Below are 17,547 nucleotides of genomic sequence, written 5' to 3'. Positions count from 1 at the left end.
AGCTGGTGGCCGGTGGTGCCCTCGGGTGCGGTGCCCCGGGTGACCACATGGACGGGCGGCGCGCCGGGGGCGGCGAGGGCGGTTTGGGCGAGGGCGGTGCCGATGTGGCCAGCGCCGAAGATCAGGAGGGGGGCGGTGCTCATGGGGCGAAGCTAGGGCGCATTGAGGGGCTTTCAAAAGCGCGGCCCCCATGTTACCGCAGCCGCGATTTATCGACCGGGCAAGGCGCCCGGACAGCAAGGAGACGCCCCATGGCCATCGAACGCACGCTTTCCATCATCAAGCCCGACGCCACCCGCCGCAACCTGACCGGCAAGATCAACGCCAAATTCGAGGAGGCGGGCCTGCGCATCGTCGCCCAGAAGCGGATCAAGCTCTCCATGGAGCAGGCCGGCAAGTTCTACGAGGTGCACAAGGAGCGCCCGTTCTACGGTGAGCTTTGCGAGTTCATGGCCTCGGAGCCGGTCGTGGTGCAGGTGCTGGAGGGCGAGGGCGCCATCCTGAAGAACCGTGAAGTGATGGGCGCGACCAACCCCGCCGACGCCGCGCCGGGCACGATCCGCGCCGAGTTTGCCGAGTCGGTCGGCGAAAACTCCGTGCACGGGTCGGACGCCCCCGAGACCGCCGCGCAGGAGATTGCCTATTTCTTCTCCGGGCTCGAACTGGTCGGGTAAGGCCGGGTTCTACCCACCCCGAGGATATTGAAGGGCGCTCTTCGGGGCGCCCTTTTTTGATCAGGACTACTTCTGGAGCGCCTTGACCAGGGGTGCCGGGTCGGGGTGACGCCCCACCGACCACCTGAATACATATGTGTAGGGTTGCCCATCGGTGGCGCGGGCCCGTTGGACAATTGTGCCCTTGAGCGTACCGTATTTGCCCAGAGGCGCAGTTACGGGCAGTTCGGAGATCCGCGCACCACCTGAGGTGCAGGTGGTGCTGCCGCTGGCGGAGCCGTCCTTTCGCGGCGCCATGCGCGTCCAGCATGTCATGTCGAGCAGGTCATTGTAGCTCCAGGTCCAGCTTGGCGCCTTGGGGCTCTTGCCGACGATGTAGCCGTAGAAAACGGTGATCTCCGCGGAGGGAAGGCGGATGGCGATCGTGGCCGGAATGGCGAGGCCGGTCATGCGCGATCCGTCAGGCGCCGTCTTGGGCATATCCCGTTTGCCAACCTTTGCCGGAATGAAGACCTCCTGCGCAAGGCCGGGTGTGATGCTGCAAAGCAGGGAGACTCCAAGGGCGATGATGGCTTTCTTCACGCGGTGACCTCCGGTTTTTTGCATGTCTTTTGACAATACACCGGGCGGTTTTTCAGGCAAGCAATCAGGCGGGTGTGGACTCAGGGTGCCAAGCGCGTAGCCCGGCGCGGCTGCACAGGTCTGGCCCGCGCGGCCTGTTTGGCGAGGTTCTTTTCCAGCAGGCAGACGTTGCGGATGTTGGCGTTGTAGGCGGCGTCGAAGATGTCGCCGATCACAGGGATCGAGCCGATCGAGAGGTCGAGCGCCATGTTGAAGCCCATGTAGGCCAGCGCGCCGGGGGTGGCACCGAGGCGGTGGGCCTTCCAGATGATATAGGCCGAAGGCGCGGCGGCGAGCGCGTCGCCAACCACGGGCACGAGGCCGAGAAAACTGTCGAGGCCCACGTCGATCTGGGTGCCGGGGACGCGGAAGAGCGCGTCCATCCGCCGGGCAAGGGTGTGGAGCGCGTCGATTTCGGCATCAACGGCGGGGCCGGTGAGGGGAGCTGCATCGGTCATACATAGGATATGGGGTCACGCGGGCGTGATGTGAAGGGGCTTTACATTATTTTCGTCATCGGGGCCGCACGCCGATCTTGTCGAGCATGCGCTCCAGCTCGGACAGGCCCGGATCGTGCGCCTCGGCGACCAGGGCATCGAAGCGGGCGCGCAGACGCTCCTTCTCCTTGCCCTTGCAATCGTTCCAGGGGCGGCCCTGAAGGCCCATTTCGATGACGTAGAAGGCGATGAAATGCGGGCGCGCGCCGTTCTTCAGGAGGCGTCGATAGGTTTCATCCGCGCCCAGATCGGCAAGCTCTTCGGCGGAGTTGATCCCCGCGCGGGCGCAGGAGGCCTCCATGGCGGGGCCGAGATTTCGGATCGAGGAAACGGGAGTGCGTGTGCTGGCCATTGTGGCCGCAGGGTAGCGCCGGGGAACGGCGCGGAACAGGGGCGAGAGACGCCCCTGCTGACAGGTCGTGTCAGCGGGTCAGATGCTGGCCCAGTCGGTGATGACGAAACGGTCATCCACCTCGGCATCGGGGCGGATATCCCAGATGTCACGCGGTGTTTCGCGCGTGGGCCGGCTTGTGGCGCTGCGCTCTTCGTTCTTCATCTCCGGCTTGGCGGATTTCTTGGGTGCCATTGCCTTGTTCCTTTACTCTGTTACCACCCCAACGGCGCGTCCCGCGTGATGGTTCCTGCCTCATATGTGGGATCTTCGCCCCTCCATCTGGATATTGGGTGCCGCAAATGTGACCAAAATGGGGCATCTATCTTGGGTTTGCCTCGATTTGTCGGAGTGTGGCACCAAGGTCGCTGCGGCAGTTGTGGCGGGATCACCAATGTGATTAACGTGTGAAGTAAATCAGCCGGGGAGGTGGCGATGAGCGGCAACGAGACGGAACGGACGACGGGGGAGGCACTGGCCGCAGGGCTGGCTGAGGCGGGCACCGAGGTGGTGTTCGGCATTCCAGGCGCGCATATGTATGCTTTCAACGATGCGCTTGCAAGGGAGGCGGGGCGCATCCGCTTCATCCATACGCGGCATGAGCAGGGGGCGGGCTACATGGCTTATGGCTATGCGCGCTCCAGCGGAAAGCCCGGCGTTTTCACTGTGGTGCCGGGGCCGGGGGTGTTGAACGCGGGGGCCGCGATTTCCACCGCCTACGCGGGCGGCACGCCGGTGCTCTGCGTCACCGGCAACATCTTCTCGAACCTGATCGGCCAGGGCCGGGGGCAGCTGCATGAATTGCCCGACCAGCTCGCCACGCTGGGCAGCATCACCCGCTGGGCGGGCCGGGTGGAGCATGCCAGCGAGACGGGCCGGATGCTGGGCCGCGCCTTTGGCGAGATGGCGCGCGGCCGCGGCGGGCCTGCGGCGATCGAGGCGCCGTGGGATGTGATGGCCGCCAAGGGCACCGTGCGGGGGGGCCTTGAGCGCGAAGAGGTGCTGCCGCCGCCATTGAGTGAAGGCCAGCTTGCGCAGGCCGCCGAGATGATTGCAGAAGCGAGCAATCCGATGATCTTTGTCGGCTTCGGCGCGATGGAGGCCGGGGCAGCGGTGCGTGCGCTCGCCCGCAAGCTGGGCGCGCCGGTGGTGGCGCATCGCAGCGGCAAGGGCGTGATCCCAGAGGACGACCCGTTGAGCGTGAACATGGTGGCGGCCTACGACCTATACCGCGACTGTGACCTCGTCATCGGCATCGGCTCGCGGCTGGAGCTGCCCTTCATGCGCTGGCAATGGCGGCCCGAGGGGCTGAAGGTGCTGCGCATCGACATTGACCCGACAGAGGCGGTGCGGCTGAAGCCCGATCACTTCGTGCTGGGCGATGCGGGCGAGGCCTGCGCGGCGCTGCTGGATCGCGTGGGCGAGGGACCGGACCGGAGCGAGACAATTGGCGCGGCGCGGGCGGCGGCAGAGGAAAAGATCGAGGAGATCCAGCCGCAGGTGGGCTTTTTGAAGGCGATCCGGGCGGCACTGCCGCGCGACGGGTTCTTCGTGGAGGAGATCAGCCAGGTGGGCTTTACCGCGCGCTTTGCCTTTCCGGTCTATGAGCCGCGCACCTATGTGACCTCGGCCTATCAGGAGAACCTCGGCTTCGGCTACAACACCGCGCTGGGCGTGAAGGTAGCGAACCCCGACAAGGCGGTGGTTTGCGTGACGGGCGATGGTGGCTTCCTGTTCGGCGCGCAGGAGATGGCCACGGCGGCGCAGCACGGGATTGGCGTGGTTGTGGTGGTGTTTGACAATGGAGCGTTCGGCAATGTGCTGCGCGATCAGGACACGCAATTTGAGGGCCGCAGGCTCGGGGCCGAGTTGAGCAACCCGGACTTCGCGGCGATGGCAAAGAGCTTCGGGCTGCATGCCGAACGGGCCGACACGCCGGAGGCGCTGGAGGCGGCTCTCAGAGCGGCCATCGACCGCGACGAGCCCGCGCTGATCTGCGTAAAGCAGGCGCGCGGCTCCGATGGCTCGCCCTGGCCGCTGCTGATGCCCGCGCCCCATGGCGCGCCGCCCAAGAAGGGGTATTTCTGAACCCCCTCCGCGCGGTTAGGCTGCGCCGGGGAGGACTGGGATGGACAAGAGCATAGACAGCGTCGAGGCGGCGGTGGCGGACATCGAGGACGGGGCCGTGGTGATGATCGCAGGCTTCGGCGGGTCGGGCATTCCGGTGGAACTGCTGCATGCGCTGGTGGCGCGCTTTCGGGCGACGGGGCACCCCACGGGGCTGACCGTGGTGAACAACAATGCAGGCACGGGCGCAGTCGGCATTGCCGCGATGCTGGATGCCGGGATGATCGCCAAGGTCATCTGCTCCTTCCCGCGCTCGTCGCAGCCACAGGCCTTCCAACGGCGCTACGAGGCGGGCGAGGTGGAGCTGGAGTTGGTGCCGCAGGGCACGCTGGCGGAGCGGATCCGGGCCGGGGGCGCGGGCATTCCGGCGTTCTACACGGCCACCGGCGTGGGCACGGAGCTGGCGGCGGGCAAACCCGTGGAAACCTTCGACGGGCGCGACTACCTGCGCGAGCGCTGGCTGAAGGCCGACGTGGCGCTGGTGAAGGGCGCCCTGGGCGATCGGCACGGCAACCTCACCTACCGGCTGGCGGCCCGCAACTTTGCCCCGATCATGGCAATGGCGGCCACAACCACGATTGCGCAGGTGACGCGGCTGGTTGAGCCCGGCGAGATCGAGCCCGAGCAGGTGGTGACCCCGGGCATCTTCGTGCAGGGCGTGGTGGAGGTGCCGGAGCCCGCCCAGGAAGAGGCGCTGATCCGCTCGGGGGAGGTGGCCTGATGGAGAAACTCTCGAGCGCGGGCATCGCGTGGCGCGCGGCACAGGACATTCCCGACGGGGCCTATGTGAACCTCGGCATCGGCTTTCCCGAGATGGTGGCGCGGTTCCAGCCCGAGGGGCAGCATGTGACCTACCACAGCGAAAACGGCATCCTCGGGATGGGGCCGGCGCCGCAGGAGGGCGAAGAGGACTGGGACGTGATCAACGCCGGCAAGAAGGCGGTGACGCTCTTGCCGGGGGCCAGCATTTTCCACCATGCCGACAGCTTTGCCATGGTGCGCGGCGGGCACATCGACCTTGCGGTGCTGGGTGCCTACGAAGTGGCCGAGACGGGAGACCTCGCCAACTGGCGGATCGGTTCGCGCGGTGTGCCTGCGGTGGGCGGCGCAATGGATATGGTGACGGGCGCACGGCGGGTTGCAGTGGTGACGGACCATGTAACAAAGACCGGTGCCCCCAAGCTGGTGGAGCGCTGTTCCAACCCGCTAACCGGAGTGGGCTGCGTCGCCCGGGTCTATACCTCGCTCGCGGTCGTCGACGTGGCGGACGGCCGCTTCGTTCTGCGCGAAAAGCTGGCGGCCGTGTCCATGGAGGCCTTGCAGGCTGTGACGGGCGCGAAGTTGCATGTAGAGCGTGATCTGCGCGAATTGAGGGTGCCGGAGGGGCTGTGAGACCGTCGCGGGCAGGGCGTCCGAAGACCGGAATACAGCGCCTCACCGCTGACCTAGGAATGGCACCGCAACAGTGGCCGAACGCTCACAGCGCCACGGTACCTGAAAGCACGACATCGCGAAGGGTAGCTATAATCCTGAGGGATTTTGGCTCCGGCGGTAGGGATCGAACCTACGACCAATTGATTAACAGTCAACTGCTCTACCGCTGAGCTACGCCGGAACACTGGCGGGCGATATAGCAACGGGTCCGGGGGGCGTCCAGAGGGTTTTGCGGAAAAATTTGGGGGCGTTACGCGAGGGCGTAGGTGGCGGTGGCGGAGAGGGTGGGGCTGGCGGTGGCCTGGCCCTGTTCCACGAGGGCGATGAGCTGGGCGAGCATGTTGCGTTCGGCGGCGGGCAGGAGGGCCGGGGGGACGTCGGTGTAGACGCGGGCGGTGAGCTGCGCGGTAGTGCCCGGGCCGGCCCGGAGCGCCTCGACAACCTGGGATTCGCGGGCCCTTCGGTGGGTGGTGAGCCAGTCCAGCCGGGCGGCGGGATCTTCAACAGGCGCGCCGTGGCCGGGGTAGTAGATGCGCGAGGCGCGCGCGGCGAGCAGGGCGCAGGAGGCCATGAAGGCCAGCGCGTCGCCATCGGGTGGGCTGATGAGCGAGGAGGCCCAGCCCATGACGTGGTCGCCGGTGAACACGGCCTCGCCCTCGGGCCGGGCCAGAGCGAAGCTGAGATGATTGGAGATGTGGCCCGGTGTGTGAAGCGCGGTGAGCTGCCATCCGGGGCCTTCCAGCACAGCGTCGTGGGCGAGGCGGACATCAGGGGTAAAATCGGGCTGCACGCCTTCGCCGCCGCCCGCGAGGCCCGAGGCGGCGAGCGCCTCCATCACCGGGCGGCGTCCGTCGAGGTGGGTGCCGAAGGCGTAGACCTGCGCGCCGGTTTCCCTCGCGAGGCGCGCGGCCAACGGGGAATGATCCACGTGCGAATGGGTGCAGAGGATGTGGCTGATGTGCTGGCCCGGCTTCAATGCGGCGAGGAGGACCTCGGCATGGGCGGGCAGGTCGGGGCCCGGGTCGATCAGGGCCAGCGCGGTTTCGCCCACGAGATAACTGTTGGTGCCCCAGAAGGTCATCGGCGATGGGTTTGGCGCGATCACCCGCACGACGCCGGGCTCCAGCTCTACCGGTGTGCCTGCTTCGCTTTGCATCTTTCGTTCCCCTGCCGCGGCCCGTAACCTTCTGCCATGGATTTCTCGTGGTTGAAACGCTCGATGCCCAAGGGGATTTACGGGAGGGCCGCGTTGATCCTGCTGCTTCCGATCGTGGTGCTTCAGCTCGTGATCTCGATCGTGTTCATCCAGCGGCATTTCGAGGATGTGACCCAGCAGATGACCGATTCGCTCCTGCTGGAGCTGCGGCACCTCACGGCGGAGGTGGAGGCGGCGCCAGACGCGGAGGCGGCGCTGGCGGAGGTGGCCGTGCTGGCGCAGGCGTTGCGCGTGCAATTGGCGCTGCCGGCGGAAGAGATGCACGGCTACAAACGCCCGTTCTACGACGTCTCCGGCGCTACGGTGATTGCCGAGCTTCGCGGCGGGCTGGAGGGCGTGGAGGCGGTGGACCTGTCGGAAAACTCGCGCCGCGTGATCCTTCAGGTGAGCACCCGCCACGGCCCCCTGACGATCACCTTCGACCGGCGCAGGGTGAGTGCCTCGAACCCGCACCAGTTTCTGGTCTTGATGGGGTTCGTCGGCGTGGTGATGGCGCTGGTGGCCTTCATCTACCTGCGCAACCAGCTCAGGCCCATCACCCGGCTGGCGGCGGCTGCGGAGGCCTTCGGGCGCGGGCGGATCGAGCCCTACAAGCCTGCGGGCGCGGTCGAAGTGCGCTCGGCCGGCCATGCCTTTCTGGACATGCGCGCGCGGATCGAGCGGCAGACGGCGCAGCGGATGATGCTGCTCTCGGGGGTGAGCCACGATCTGCGCACGCCGCTCACCCGGATGAAGCTGGGGCTGTCGCTGGCCGAGGCCGATGGGGCGGATGTGGAAGACCTGGCAAAGGACGTGGCCGAGATGGAGGCGATGCTGGATGGCTTCCTTGATTTCGTGCGGTCCGAGGCCGGGGAGGCGGCGGAGCCGGTGGATGCGGCCGCGCTGGCCGAGAAGGTCGCCGAGAACGCGCGGCGGGCGGGTGGCACGGTGGAGTTGGAGCAGCGCGGCGAGGGGGAGCCCGAGATTGCGCTGCGGGCGCTTTCGGTCGAGCGGGCACTGGCCAACCTGCTGTCCAACGCGCGGCGCTATGGCAGCAAGGCGCGGCTGACGGTGGATCTTGGCGAGCGGATGGTGCGCTACACGGTGGAGGATAACGGGCCGGGCATCCCCGAGGACCGGCGCGAGGAGGCGATGCGGGCCTTCACCCGGCTCGACGAAGCCCGCAACCAGGACAAGGGCGGCGGCGTGGGGCTGGGCCTTGCCATTGCGCTCGACGTTGCGCGCAGCCATGGCGGTGCGTTGCGGTTGGGCGAAAGCGAAGAGCTGGGCGGGTTGAAGGCGGAGCTGGTGCTGGCGCGCTAGACTATCGAAAACCGCTCAGGCGTTGCGCGACCGAAGCCCTGAGCGAAACGCGATTGTTGCCGTTAGTTGCTAAATCTTCACAGGCACAACCCATGCAATATTGCTGTAAATCCTACGCGCATGCCTGTTTGGGCATGATGGTTGAGGGTACCGGGCGCGTGGTACCCCGCGCAGATCAGGGTTCGCCGATCCAGGCACAGCCGACTGGCGGCGGAATGGCGGCGACATGTTGGAAATCGGGCGGGCCAAACAGACTCCAGGTTGTCGTCTCGTGGCCTTCATCGGCGCCGAGATAAAGCTCCAACCAGGCGCGCCAGCGACCCATGAATGCCTCATCATCCAGAACGTCGCCGGACCATTGACACGGGGGCTCCATGCCTGCGGGGAGGCGCACTGAGGCATCGCCAAAGCTGTTCTCGAGATCTGGAAACGCGCCTGATGCGACCGCGCGCAAATCGACGAAGCGCAGGCTTGCGCCGTGAAACTGGGCTTCTGCGAAACGGGACGCGCTCAACTCTATCGGACGTTCAACAGTTCCGGCGATGCGGGCGAGGATGAAGTTGGCTTTGGTGAAGTCGGTCTGCCTCATATCCGTGCGCAAAAGCGTTGCTCCGCTGAAACTGGCGTTGACGGCGGTGGCATCTGCCAAGGTGGACTCCGTCAGGTCGGCTCCGTCGAGGCTGGCATCGGTCATGTCGCTGTCGGTGAGGTTCGCCCTTACGAAACTGGCATCTTCCAGCACAGCGTTCTGAAGCCGCGCGAGCCTCATACCGGCGCCATTGAAGTTTGCCCTGGTGGCTTGTGCGCCGTGCAAGCGGGCCCATGTCAGATCGGCGTCGATCAGAACGGCCGATGACAAGTCGGCCCCGACAAAGGAGGCGCGGTAATAGTCGCCGCCACTCAAATTTGAGAAGCTGAGCTCGGCCCCTCTGAAAATCCCCTCACGTGCGGTAACTCCACTCATTTCCGCGCTGTGAAGCTGCGCTTCAGAAAAGTCCATTCTGGCAAGCTCGACGCCGCTCAAGTCTTGGTTTGAGAAGGAGAAAGAGCACTCGGCAGAATCGTAGAAGGCAGTGCCCTCGAAGATTTCCGGCGAGAGGGTCGCGCCGGGCCAGGGGAAAGGTGGCAGGGAGAGGTTGAGGCCGAAGGCGCCAGTGAGATCAGTATTGCGAAAGTCGGCGCGGCTCAGGTCGAGCTTGTCGATCGCAGCGATCTGGCCGGCGCGACGAACGCGCCATTCGGCTGTGAAACGGGCCTTGTCAGAATCGCTCCAGTCGTCAAATTGGGTGTCCTTCAATTCTTCACGCGCGGCAAAACCGCTCAACGCCTCGCGGCGGGCGTAGGCACATGGCAGCCAGCCCCCGGGCCGGGGGGTGAAGCGGGCTTCGGTGAGGTTGAGGGGGGCTAGAAACTCGGGGCTGCCGGTGGTGCGCTGGATGCTCATCGGGAAGCTCGTCAACGCAGCGACGAGGACGGCGGACAGCGCGGGGGCGCTTTGCCACAGAGGGCGGCGGACTTCGCCTTTCGGGTGGCGCATGGATTGCAACAGGGCGGCAAAGCTGGTGGCGCCGGTGACGAGCGCGGCGCTTAGGGCCACCGCTGCGCAGAGGGTCATCGTGGCATCGCGAGCGGGCATCGACGCCCACCAGAGCCATCCGAGGATGAGCACGCCAAAGGCCATGGCCAGCGCGAGATTGAGGGTCATCGAGAGGCCATCGAGCGGGCGCTCGGCAACGCATGTATCATCGCGTATCCGGCAGCGCAGGTGCAGGGCGGCATCGGTAACGAGCCATGGCGAGACGACCTCACCGAGACGCAATTCTCCGATGCGGGCAGGCGCGGCGCCCAGCGCGCCCCAGAGGCGGATCAGGTAGAGCTGGAAGTAGCCATAAATCGCCGCTGTTAGGATCGGAGCGGCATAGAAGAAGTAACGGGTTGGCACCGAGACATCGACCAGCGGCAGTTTGGTGTCGCGACCCGCTCCGTAGAAGTCAAAGTGCTCCACTCCCATCAGTGTGATGGCGATGAAGACGAGCGTGCCCAGCAGGATGAACCAGGTGTTGCGGGCGTTCGTCGTCAGGGCATTGATGCGGGCGATTTCTGGCGCGTCGGCCATGGCACGGCAACTCCCTCTGGCGCGTAAATCGTAACCTGTCGGGGCTGACCAGTGAACCGTTGCGGCGTGAAGTTGGCGTGAATAACTGCTTGCAACCGGGGTGGCGGGTCAAGTCCCGACCTACAGCTGGGCGGAAACGGCAAATCCGGCTACAGGGCGGCGGAACTCGTTGCGCAGGACTTCGGATGAGATCAGGTCAGGCGGGTTGAACCCGGCGGCTTGCAGGCAGCCCAGCACGTAGGGTTGGCCGTGGCGGTAGCGGCCCGAGGGTGTCAGTTCCCAGCCATCGGGGCGGTTGGAAGAGGTCTCGCAGGTCAGAAATATTCGCCTGCCCGGTTTGAGACCGGCTGCAATCGTGGTGATGGGTGCGGCGATGTCGCCGGTGTAAATCAGGACGTCCATGACGACGATCAGGTCGTAGGCGCCCGGCTCCGGCAGGGGGGTGCGCGCGAGATCATGAGTGAAAAGCGTGGTGTACGCCCCTGTTTTTTCGGCCTCTTTCAGAATTTCGGGGCTAATATCAAGCCCGTCGAGCCTGGCGGCCAGCGGCGCGAGCACCGGCGCGGCAAGCCCGGAGCCGCAACCGGCGTCCAGCACGGACAGCGCGCTGCCGGGGGCGAGGCCGAGATAGGCCAGCCCGCCGCCGAGCACCTCGGGGCCGCGATATTGCACCCCCGCGAGGCTCTGGTCGAAATGGGCGGCCGTCCGGTCAAAAAAGCGGGCGATGTAGCCCGGATCAGGGAGCGGCGGCGGGGCCGTGCCGGTGATGGCGGCGGCCATGAAGGCCCATTCAACGGGATCGTCATGCAAGGGTTCGGCCTCGGCCACGAAGGCGCGGGCCACCTCACGCGCGCCAAAATGCGCCATCTGGGTGGCGGCACGCATGCGGATGTCGGCATCCTGCGGGCGCGCGGCGAAGACCCGGGCCCAGACGGCTTCCGCGGCGGCCTTATCGCCGCACTGAAGGCGGAGGTCGGCGAGCAGGAAGGCGCTCTGCCGGTCATCGGGCGCCATCTTGAGCGCGCGTTCCAGCGCGCGGGCGGCGGGCCCGACCTTTCCGGCCTCGAACCAGAGCGCACCGAGATGGGCGAATCCGGCGGCGAGCGGGGCCTTGGCCTCGCAATGTTTCTTCAGGGCGCGGATGGCGGCTTCGGCCTGTCCCGCGTCGACCAGCAGAGATACGGCCTTGGTGAGTTCTGGCGGCGAAATTTCCTTGACCGACAGGGCCTTGAGAGCAGGCGCCTTGACCCCCGCCATGTTGCCTGACGCTGCAGCGCGGGCGGCCTCGGCGAGAGGCAGGCGGGCCAGGGTGAGATCATCGACCATGGCGCAGGCTTAACGCGGATCGGCAGGGGCGGCGAGCGAAAAGGGGGAGTGGTAGGCCCGGCAGGACTTGAACCCGCAACCAAAGCGTTATGAGCGCTCTGCTCTAACCAATTGAGCTACAGGCCCGCCGGGGGTGTGATTAGGCCCGCGGGGCTGCGTGGTCAAGCCAGTCTGGCATTTGCGCAGCACTTGGGTTACCTCCCCGGCGACGGCACCGAGGAGAGCGCGGATGAGCGACGGAAAGAACGGTTTGACCTATGCGGAAGCGGGGGTGGATATCGACGCGGGCAATGCGCTGGTGGAGGCGATCAAGCCGGCGGTGAAATCGACCGACCGTGCGGGCGTGATGGGCTCCATCGGGGGCTTCGGCGGCCTCTTTGACCTGAAGGCCGCGGGCTTCAATGACCCGGTGCTGGTGGCCGCGACCGACGGGGTGGGCACCAAGCTGCGCATCGCCATCGACACCGGCGTGGTGGGTGGCGTGGGCATCGACCTGGTGGCCATGTGCGTGAACGACCTCGTGTGCCAGGGCGCGGAGCCGCTGTTCTTCCTCGACTATTTTGCCACCGGCAAGCTCGACGTCACCGCCGGAGCGGCCATCGTGGAAGGCATCGCGGCGGGCTGCAAGGCGGCAGGTGCGGCGCTGATCGGCGGCGAAACGGCGGAGATGCCGGGGATGTATGAGGGCAAGGACTTTGACCTTGCCGGTTTTGCCGTGGGCGCCATGGAGCGCGGCGCGGCGCTGCCGGACGGTGTTGCCGAGGGCGATGTGCTGCTGGGGCTCTCCTCCGACGGGGTGCACTCGAACGGCTACAGCCTCGTGCGCCGGGTGGTCGATCTGGCCGGGCTCGGATGGGATGCGTCCTCGCCCTTCGGCGGCGGAACGCTGGGCGAGGCATTGCTGACGCCGACGCGCATCTATGTGCGTCAGGTGCTGGCCGCGATCCGCGCGGGCGGGGTGCACGGGCTGGCCCATATCACCGGCGGCGGGTTGACCGAAAACCTGCCGCGCGTTTTCCCCGAGGGACTTGGCGCCGAGGTGGACTTGGGCGCCTGGGAGCTGCCGGGCGTGTTCCGCTGGCTGGCCGAGACCGGGGGCATGGAAGAAGCGGAACTGCTGAAGACCTTCAACGCGGGCATCGGCATGGTGGTTGTCGTGGCGCCCGAGGCGGCCGAGAGCCTGAAGGCGCTGCTGGAAGAGACCGGCGAGCGCGTCTTCGAGCTGGGCCGCGTGGTGGCGGGCGAGGGGGTTTCTTACAGCGGGACGCTGCTTTGACCCGAGCCTGCGCGATTCTGCTCTCGGGCGGCGGCTCCAACATGGTGAAGCTGGTGGAGAGCATGGCCGCGCCCGGCCACCCGGCGCGGCCCGTGCTGGTGATGTCGAATGACCCGGAGGCGGGTGGGCTGGAACGGGCGCGCGCGCTGGGGGTGGCGACGGGTGCGGTGGATCACCGCCCCTTCGGCAAGGATCGCCCGGCCTTCGAGGCCGAGCTGACTGCCCGGCTTGAGGCGGCGGGGGCCGAGCTGATCTGCCTTGCGGGCTTCATGCGGGTGCTCACGGAAGGTTTCGTGCGGCATTGGGAGGGGCGGATGCTGAACATTCACCCCTCGCTCCTGCCCAAGTATCGCGGATTACACACCCATGCCCGCGCGCTGGAGGCGGGCGACGCCGAGGCGGGCTGCACCGTGCATGAGGTGACGCCGGTGTTGGATGACGGCCCGATTCTGGGCCAGGCGCGGGTGCCGATCCGGCCCGGAGACACGCCCGAGGCCCTGGCCGCGCGGGTGCTGGAACAGGAGCACAGGCTTTACCCGGCCTGCCTGCGCCGCTTTGCTTCGGGGCAGCGCGAACCGCTCTACTTGTCCTGAAACGACGTCAAGGCAGGGTTTCCTTTCCTTCCCCGGGGGCCTAGAAAGCGGGGAGCGGCAAGAACATTGGCGCGGCTGCGCCTGCAACAAGAGAGCCCCCGCAACCTATGCGCACTTTGACGACCACCGAGGAGCTGTCTGCCTTTTGCGAGACGGCGGCCAAGGGCCCCTATATCACCGTGGATACCGAATTTCTGCGGGAAAGAACCTACTACTCCAAGCTTTGCCTCGTGCAGCTTGCCCTGCCGGGAGACGGCGAGGCGGTGCTGGTGGACCCGATCGTGGGCAGCGAAATGTCGATGGAGCCGCTCTACGAGCTGTTCCGCAACAAGGGCGTGGTGAAGGTGTTCCACGCCGCGCGGCAGGATCTGGAGATCTTCTTCATCGAGGGGGGCGTTATCCCCGAGCCGCTGTTTGACACGCAGGTCGCGGCGATGGTTTGCGGCTTCGGCGAGCAGGTGGGCTACGAGACGCTGGTGAAGCGGATCGTGAAGGCGCAGGTGGACAAATCAAGCCGCTTTACCGACTGGTCGCGCCGCCCGCTGACCGATGCGCAGAAAGAATATGCGCTTGCCGATGTGACGCATTTGCGGGTGGTCTACGAGTATCTCGCCGCCGAACTGGCCAAGACGGGCCGGGGCCCCTGGGTGGAGGAGGAGCTTGGCGTGCTGCTGAGCCCCGACACCTATGTGATCCACCCTGACGCGGCCTGGAAGCGGGTGAAGACGCGCACCAACTCGGGCCGGTTTCTCGCCATCGTGCGGGAGCTGGCGCGCTTTCGCGAGGGCTATGCGCAGGCGCGCAACGTGCCGCGCAACCGGGTGTTCAAGGATGATGCTCTGCTTGAGCTTGCCTCGACAAAGCCTAGGAACGAAAAGGAATTGTCACGCTCTCGCCTGCTATTGCGCGAGGCGCGGCGGGGCGAAATTGCCGAGGGGATCCTCACGGCGGTATCCGCCGGGCTGGAGGCTGATCCTGAAGACTTCCCAAAGGCGGACCGGCGCCGCGAGAAGTTGCAGGTGAACCCGGCGCTGGCCGACCTGCTGCGGGTGCTTCTGAAGGCCAAGGGCGAGCGGTTCAACGTGGCACAGCGGCTCATCGCCTCTGCCGCGGAACTGGATGAGATTGCCGCCGGTGAGCGGGATATTCCGGCGATGAAGGGCTGGCGCCGCGAGGTGTTCGGCGAAGATGCGCTGAAGCTGTGCGAGGGGAAGGTGGCGCTGGCGCTGAAGGGTGAAAACGTGGAGATCGTCTCGCTTTGAGATCGGCGGGGCGGCGGGGCCAGTCCCGCGCTACAGGCGCTCAGCGGCTGGTGCTGCGCTGGTTCACCTGGCCGCGCACAACGATGCGGCTGATCCGCGACAGTTCGATGTTGGACAGGTGGATGCCGACCGTCACCTCGCGGGAGCGCGGCGTGCCCTCGATCTGGAACTCCAGCGGCTGCTCGATGCGGAAATCATAGACCATCACGCCGTTCTGCGGCAGCCCGCCGGGGCCGACGGGCACAAGTTGGGCATCCCAGTAGCCCTGGCTGGGCGGCAGGCCGACGGCGGTGAGGATCGCGCCGCCCGGCGTACGCTCGACCTGGAGTGAGGTGACCTGTGTGACCAGTTGGCGCCGATCCACAACGGTGACCGTTTGCGCGGCTGGCACCGCGCGTGCCTCCGAGCGCGATCCGCCGAACCAGTTGAACGGGTTGATCCGGCTTTCAGCGAGCCGCGAGCACCCCGAGAGCGCTGTCACCAGCACCATTGCGGCCAGAAGCGGTTTGGTCATGCTCGTCCCTCGGCTTTTCGTTCCCTCCGGGTTAGCGCAAAGCGGGGGCGTTGAAAAGCCTGTGCGGGGCTGGACCTTGACCGCCGGAGGGCCTAGCTCTGGCCGGGAAAAGGAGTGTGGCGCATGGCGAGAGACGAGTTTGAAGAGATCGTGGAAACCTTCGAGTTTCTGGACGACTGGGAAGACCGCTATCGCCATGTGATCGAACTCGGCAAGGCGATGGCGCCGCTGCCCGAGGCGCAGAAGGTGCCTGCGACCAAGGTGGAGGGCTGCGCCAGCCAGGTGTGGCTGGTGCCAGAGATCGAGGGGAAGGGAGCCGATGCGGTGTTGCGCTTCGAGGGCGAGAGCGACGCGATGATCGTCAACGGGCTGATCGCCGTGCTGCGGGCGCTTTACTCGGGCAGCACGGTGGCCGAAGCGCAGGCGGTGGATGCAGCTGCCGAGTTGAAACGGCTGGGCCTTGACGAGCACCTGAGCTCGCAGCGCTCGAACGGATTGAGGGCCATGGTGGCGCGTGTGCGCGCCGTGGCGGAGAAAGCGGCAGCAGCCTGAAGGAGGAAAGCCATGCGTGCATTGATCGTGGAGAAGGACGACGAGGGGCAAACCTCGGCCAGCGTTCAGGACATTGAGGAAAGCCGGCTGCCCGAGGGCGAGGTGACGGTGGCTGTCGAATATTCGACGGTGAACTACAAGGACGGGCTGTGCATTGGCCCGGGCGGCGGGCTGGTGCGCAACTACCCGCATGTGCCGGGCATCGACTTTGCCGGCACGGTCGAGGCCAGCGATGACTCTCGCTACAAGCCGGGTGACAAGGTGGTGCTCACCGGTTGGCGTGTGGGCGAGGCGCATTGGGGCGGCTATGCCGAGAAGGCGCGGGTGAAGGCCGACTGGCTTGTGCCGCTGCCCGATGGGTTGAGCACGCGAGCCGCGATGGCGGTGGGCACCGCTGGGCTGACGGCCATGCTGGCCGTGATGGCCCTTGAAAAGCAGGGCCTGAAGGAGGGCCCGGTGCTGGTGACCGGCGCTGCAGGTGGCGTCGGCTCGGTCGCGACGGCGATTCTGGCGAAGCTTGGCCACGAGGTGGCCGCTGTGACAGGGAGACCGGACCAAGAAGCCTATCTCCGCGATCTTGGGGCGACCCAGATCGTGCCGCGCGACGAGCTGACGGAAGTGACGCGCAAGCCGCTGGAGGGCGAGCAGTGGGGCGGATGCATCGACGCCGTGGCCGGTGCCATGCTTGGCCGGGTGTTGAAGCAGATGAAATACGGATCTTCGGTGGCCGCCATCGGCCTTGCGGGTGGGGCCGCGATCGAGGGCGCGCTGATTACCCCGTTCATCCTGCGGGGGGTGAACCTGCTGGGGATCGACTCGGTCATGCAGCCCTATGAGAACCGACTGGAGGCATGGTCGCGCATTGCCCACGACCTGCCGATGGAGAAGCTGGAGGCGATGGTTCAGCCTGCAACCCTGGCCGATCTGCCTGGGCTGGGAGCGGATATCCTGAAAGGAAAGGTGCGGGGACGCGTTGTGGTGGATGTCACCGCCTGAAGGCTGAAACCGCCGTTCTGACATCCGTTTGCGACATTGCGGTGTCGCAAACGGCATAAAACTCGCCGTAGCCGGGTGTTACATCCGGGCGTTGACAGCTACCATGCTCCCGAGCCGCCCAGAAAATGGGCATTGCCTCCGAAGTGACCGGCACAGGTTGCGCGGGGGCCTCGAACGGGGAGCAACCTATGTTTTCAAAAATCATGGTGCCGGTGGATCTGGCCCATACCGACCGTCTTGCAAAGGCGATCGACACGGCCTGTGCGCTGGCCAGTCTTTGGGGCGCGGAGCTTGTCTTCGTCGGCGTAGCGGCTGCGGTGCCGGGCTCGATTGCCCATAACCCGCAGGAGTTTGGTGACAAGCTGACGGCCTTTGCCGATTCTCAGGCCGCGGCCCATGGCATTACAGCCACGGCGCATGCGGCGATCAGCCATGACCCGGCGACCGACCTCGACCCGACCCTGCTGAAGGCGGTGGACGAGATTGGCGCCGATCTCGTGGTCATGGCGAGCCACATTCCCAACCTGACCGATTATGTCTGGCCTTCCAACGGCGGCACCGTGGCGACGCGGGCCTCGGCCTCCGTTTTCGTGGTGCGCGGATGAGGCCGGCCAAGAAACAGAAGAGCGAACGAACAGGGAGCAACATCC

The 17,547-nt window shown here is 66.3% G+C and carries 19 protein-coding genes and 2 tRNA genes; 11 read left to right on the top strand and 10 right to left on the bottom strand.

Annotation, left to right across the window (positions count from 1 at the left end; genetic code table 11):
• The first annotated feature begins 251 nt into the window (after positions 1-251).
• Positions 252-674: a nucleoside-diphosphate kinase gene (gene ndk, locus DYI42_RS07135; protein ID WP_213545243.1), complete on the top strand. Its 423-nt coding sequence runs from the start codon at positions 252-254 to the stop codon at positions 672-674.
• A gap of 66 nt (positions 675-740) precedes the next feature.
• Here the strand turns inward: ndk and DYI42_RS07130 are convergent, their stop codons facing one another.
• The 4 genes from DYI42_RS07130 to DYI42_RS07115 form a co-directional block, all read right to left on the bottom strand.
• On the bottom strand, positions 741-1,256 hold the full coding sequence (locus DYI42_RS07130; protein ID WP_213545242.1) for a hypothetical protein: 516 nt from the start codon (positions 1,254-1,256) through the stop codon (positions 741-743).
• Positions 1,257-1,336: 80 nt separating this feature from the next.
• On the bottom strand, positions 1,337-1,753 hold the full coding sequence (locus DYI42_RS07125) for a DUF4112 domain-containing protein (RefSeq protein ID WP_213545241.1): 417 nt from the start codon (positions 1,751-1,753) through the stop codon (positions 1,337-1,339).
• 55 nt (positions 1,754-1,808) lie between these two features.
• The gene (locus tag DYI42_RS07120) at positions 1,809-2,144 is read right to left on the bottom strand and encodes a TfoX/Sxy family protein (protein WP_213545240.1); all 336 of its coding nucleotides are present in this window, start codon (positions 2,142-2,144) and stop codon (positions 1,809-1,811) included.
• A gap of 78 nt (positions 2,145-2,222) precedes the next feature.
• On the bottom strand, positions 2,223-2,378 hold the full coding sequence (locus DYI42_RS07115) for a hypothetical protein (RefSeq protein WP_213545239.1): 156 nt from the start codon (positions 2,376-2,378) through the stop codon (positions 2,223-2,225).
• Positions 2,379-2,618: 240 nt separating this feature from the next.
• Here DYI42_RS07115 and DYI42_RS07110 point away from each other — a divergent pair, with 240 nt between their 5' ends.
• Genes DYI42_RS07110 through DYI42_RS07100 form a run of 3 tightly spaced genes read left to right on the top strand, consistent with a single transcriptional unit; the run spans position 2,619 to position 5,702 of the window.
• Positions 2,619-4,271: a thiamine pyrophosphate-dependent enzyme gene (locus DYI42_RS07110; protein ID WP_213545238.1), complete on the top strand. Its 1,653-nt coding sequence runs from the start codon at positions 2,619-2,621 to the stop codon at positions 4,269-4,271.
• A 40-nt stretch (positions 4,272-4,311) separates the two neighbouring features.
• Entirely contained in the window at positions 4,312-5,031 is a 720-nt protein-coding gene (locus tag DYI42_RS07105; RefSeq protein ID WP_213545237.1) for a 3-oxoacid CoA-transferase subunit A, read from the top strand.
• Positions 5,031-5,702: a 3-oxoacid CoA-transferase subunit B gene (locus DYI42_RS07100; RefSeq protein ID WP_213545236.1), complete on the top strand. Its 672-nt coding sequence runs from the start codon at positions 5,031-5,033 to the stop codon at positions 5,700-5,702. Before DYI42_RS07105 ends, DYI42_RS07100 begins: the two co-directional genes overlap by 1 nt.
• A 148-nt stretch (positions 5,703-5,850) precedes the next feature.
• On the opposite strand, the gene DYI42_RS07095 is transcribed toward DYI42_RS07100, so the two are convergent.
• Together DYI42_RS07095 and DYI42_RS07090 are read right to left on the bottom strand one after the other, a co-directional pair.
• A tRNA-Asn gene (locus DYI42_RS07095) sits at positions 5,851-5,925 on the bottom strand.
• Between the two features lie 69 nt (positions 5,926-5,994).
• Positions 5,995-6,900, bottom strand: a complete 906-nt coding sequence (locus tag DYI42_RS07090; protein ID WP_213545235.1) for an MBL fold metallo-hydrolase — start codon at positions 6,898-6,900, stop codon at positions 5,995-5,997.
• A 36-nt stretch (positions 6,901-6,936) separates the two neighbouring features.
• On the opposite strand from DYI42_RS07090, the gene DYI42_RS07085 reads away from it, so the two are divergent.
• Positions 6,937-8,262 (top strand): ATP-binding protein, encoded by a 1,326-nt coding sequence (locus DYI42_RS07085; RefSeq protein ID WP_213545234.1) that lies wholly within the window; start codon positions 6,937-6,939, stop codon positions 8,260-8,262.
• 175 nt (positions 8,263-8,437) lie between these two features.
• On the opposite strand, the gene DYI42_RS07080 is transcribed toward DYI42_RS07085, so the two are convergent.
• The 3 genes from DYI42_RS07080 to DYI42_RS07070 all read right to left on the bottom strand — a co-directional run bounded on the left by DYI42_RS07080 (position 8,438) and on the right by DYI42_RS07070 (position 11,830).
• On the bottom strand, positions 8,438-10,378 hold the full coding sequence (locus tag DYI42_RS07080; protein ID WP_213545233.1) for a pentapeptide repeat-containing protein: 1,941 nt from the start codon (positions 10,376-10,378) through the stop codon (positions 8,438-8,440).
• A 120-nt stretch (positions 10,379-10,498) separates the two neighbouring features.
• A complete protein-coding gene (locus DYI42_RS07075; protein WP_213545232.1) occupies positions 10,499-11,704 on the bottom strand; it encodes a methyltransferase domain-containing protein in 1,206 nt (401 codons plus the stop codon).
• 49 nt (positions 11,705-11,753) lie between these two features.
• Positions 11,754-11,830 (bottom strand) — tRNA-Ile (locus tag DYI42_RS07070).
• A 103-nt stretch (positions 11,831-11,933) separates the two neighbouring features.
• Between DYI42_RS07070 and purM the strand changes: the two genes are divergently transcribed.
• The 3 genes from purM to rnd all read left to right on the top strand — a co-directional run bounded on the left by purM (position 11,934) and on the right by rnd (position 14,835).
• The gene (gene purM / locus DYI42_RS07065; RefSeq protein ID WP_213545231.1) at positions 11,934-12,980 is read left to right on the top strand and encodes a phosphoribosylformylglycinamidine cyclo-ligase; all 1,047 of its coding nucleotides are present in this window, start codon (positions 11,934-11,936) and stop codon (positions 12,978-12,980) included.
• The gene (gene purN / locus DYI42_RS07060; protein WP_213545230.1) at positions 12,977-13,573 is read left to right on the top strand and encodes a phosphoribosylglycinamide formyltransferase; all 597 of its coding nucleotides are present in this window, start codon (positions 12,977-12,979) and stop codon (positions 13,571-13,573) included. The genes purM and purN overlap by 4 nt, the downstream gene beginning before the upstream one ends.
• Before the next feature lie 107 nt (positions 13,574-13,680).
• Positions 13,681-14,835, top strand: a complete 1,155-nt coding sequence (rnd, locus tag DYI42_RS07055; protein ID WP_213545229.1) for a ribonuclease D — start codon at positions 13,681-13,683, stop codon at positions 14,833-14,835.
• A 40-nt stretch (positions 14,836-14,875) separates the two neighbouring features.
• Here rnd and DYI42_RS07050 read toward each other — a convergent pair whose 3' ends face one another.
• Complete coding sequence (locus DYI42_RS07050; protein WP_213545228.1) at positions 14,876-15,349, bottom strand: hypothetical protein; 474 nt, start codon at positions 15,347-15,349, stop codon at positions 14,876-14,878.
• 123 nt (positions 15,350-15,472) lie between these two features.
• Between DYI42_RS07050 and DYI42_RS07045 the strand changes: the two genes are divergently transcribed.
• The 3 genes from DYI42_RS07045 to DYI42_RS07035 all read left to right on the top strand — a co-directional run bounded on the left by DYI42_RS07045 (position 15,473) and on the right by DYI42_RS07035 (position 17,502).
• The gene (locus DYI42_RS07045; RefSeq protein ID WP_213545227.1) at positions 15,473-15,901 is read left to right on the top strand and encodes a SufE family protein; all 429 of its coding nucleotides are present in this window, start codon (positions 15,473-15,475) and stop codon (positions 15,899-15,901) included.
• A 12-nt stretch (positions 15,902-15,913) separates the two neighbouring features.
• On the top strand, positions 15,914-16,897 hold the full coding sequence (locus DYI42_RS07040) for an oxidoreductase (protein WP_213545226.1): 984 nt from the start codon (positions 15,914-15,916) through the stop codon (positions 16,895-16,897).
• A gap of 188 nt (positions 16,898-17,085) precedes the next feature.
• Complete coding sequence (locus DYI42_RS07035) at positions 17,086-17,502, top strand: universal stress protein (protein WP_213545225.1); 417 nt, start codon at positions 17,086-17,088, stop codon at positions 17,500-17,502.
• Positions 17,503-17,547 lie beyond the last annotated feature (45 nt).

This window comes from Vannielia litorea (genome assembly GCF_018424695.1).
Taxonomy (GTDB): Bacteria; Pseudomonadota; Alphaproteobacteria; order Rhodobacterales; family Rhodobacteraceae; genus Vannielia; species Vannielia litorea_A.
Note: the sequence above shows the minus strand (reverse complement) of the source record. Positions and strands in the feature narration are given on the sequence as shown.

Bases quoted from the DNA above. Each gene is read 5' to 3' on its own strand.
- ndk (WP_213545243.1), top strand. From the start codon at position 252: ATGGCCATCGAACGCACGCTTTCCATCATCAAGCCCGACGCCACCCGC.
- DYI42_RS07125 (WP_213545241.1), bottom strand. From the start codon at position 1,753: ATGACCGATGCAGCTCCCCTCACCGGCCCCGCCGTTGATGCCGAAATC.
- DYI42_RS07120 (WP_213545240.1), bottom strand. From the start codon at position 2,144: ATGGCCAGCACACGCACTCCCGTTTCCTCGATCCGAAATCTCGGCCCC.
- DYI42_RS07115 (WP_213545239.1), bottom strand. From the start codon at position 2,378: ATGGCACCCAAGAAATCCGCCAAGCCGGAGATGAAGAACGAAGAGCGC.
- DYI42_RS07110 (WP_213545238.1), top strand. From the start codon at position 2,619: ATGAGCGGCAACGAGACGGAACGGACGACGGGGGAGGCACTGGCCGCA.
- DYI42_RS07105 (WP_213545237.1), top strand. From the start codon at position 4,312: ATGGACAAGAGCATAGACAGCGTCGAGGCGGCGGTGGCGGACATCGAG.
- DYI42_RS07100 (WP_213545236.1), top strand. From the start codon at position 5,031: ATGGAGAAACTCTCGAGCGCGGGCATCGCGTGGCGCGCGGCACAGGAC.
- DYI42_RS07090 (WP_213545235.1), bottom strand. From the start codon at position 6,900: ATGCAAAGCGAAGCAGGCACACCGGTAGAGCTGGAGCCCGGCGTCGTG.
- DYI42_RS07085 (WP_213545234.1), top strand. From the start codon at position 6,937: ATGGATTTCTCGTGGTTGAAACGCTCGATGCCCAAGGGGATTTACGGG.
- DYI42_RS07080 (WP_213545233.1), bottom strand. From the start codon at position 10,378: ATGGCCGACGCGCCAGAAATCGCCCGCATCAATGCCCTGACGACGAAC.
- DYI42_RS07075 (WP_213545232.1), bottom strand. From the start codon at position 11,704: ATGGTCGATGATCTCACCCTGGCCCGCCTGCCTCTCGCCGAGGCCGCC.
- purM (WP_213545231.1), top strand. From the start codon at position 11,934: ATGAGCGACGGAAAGAACGGTTTGACCTATGCGGAAGCGGGGGTGGAT.
- rnd (WP_213545229.1), top strand. From the start codon at position 13,681: ATGCGCACTTTGACGACCACCGAGGAGCTGTCTGCCTTTTGCGAGACG.
- DYI42_RS07050 (WP_213545228.1), bottom strand. From the start codon at position 15,349: ATGACCAAACCGCTTCTGGCCGCAATGGTGCTGGTGACAGCGCTCTCG.
- DYI42_RS07045 (WP_213545227.1), top strand. From the start codon at position 15,473: ATGGCGAGAGACGAGTTTGAAGAGATCGTGGAAACCTTCGAGTTTCTG.
- DYI42_RS07040 (WP_213545226.1), top strand. From the start codon at position 15,914: ATGCGTGCATTGATCGTGGAGAAGGACGACGAGGGGCAAACCTCGGCC.
- DYI42_RS07035 (WP_213545225.1), top strand. From the start codon at position 17,086: ATGTTTTCAAAAATCATGGTGCCGGTGGATCTGGCCCATACCGACCGT.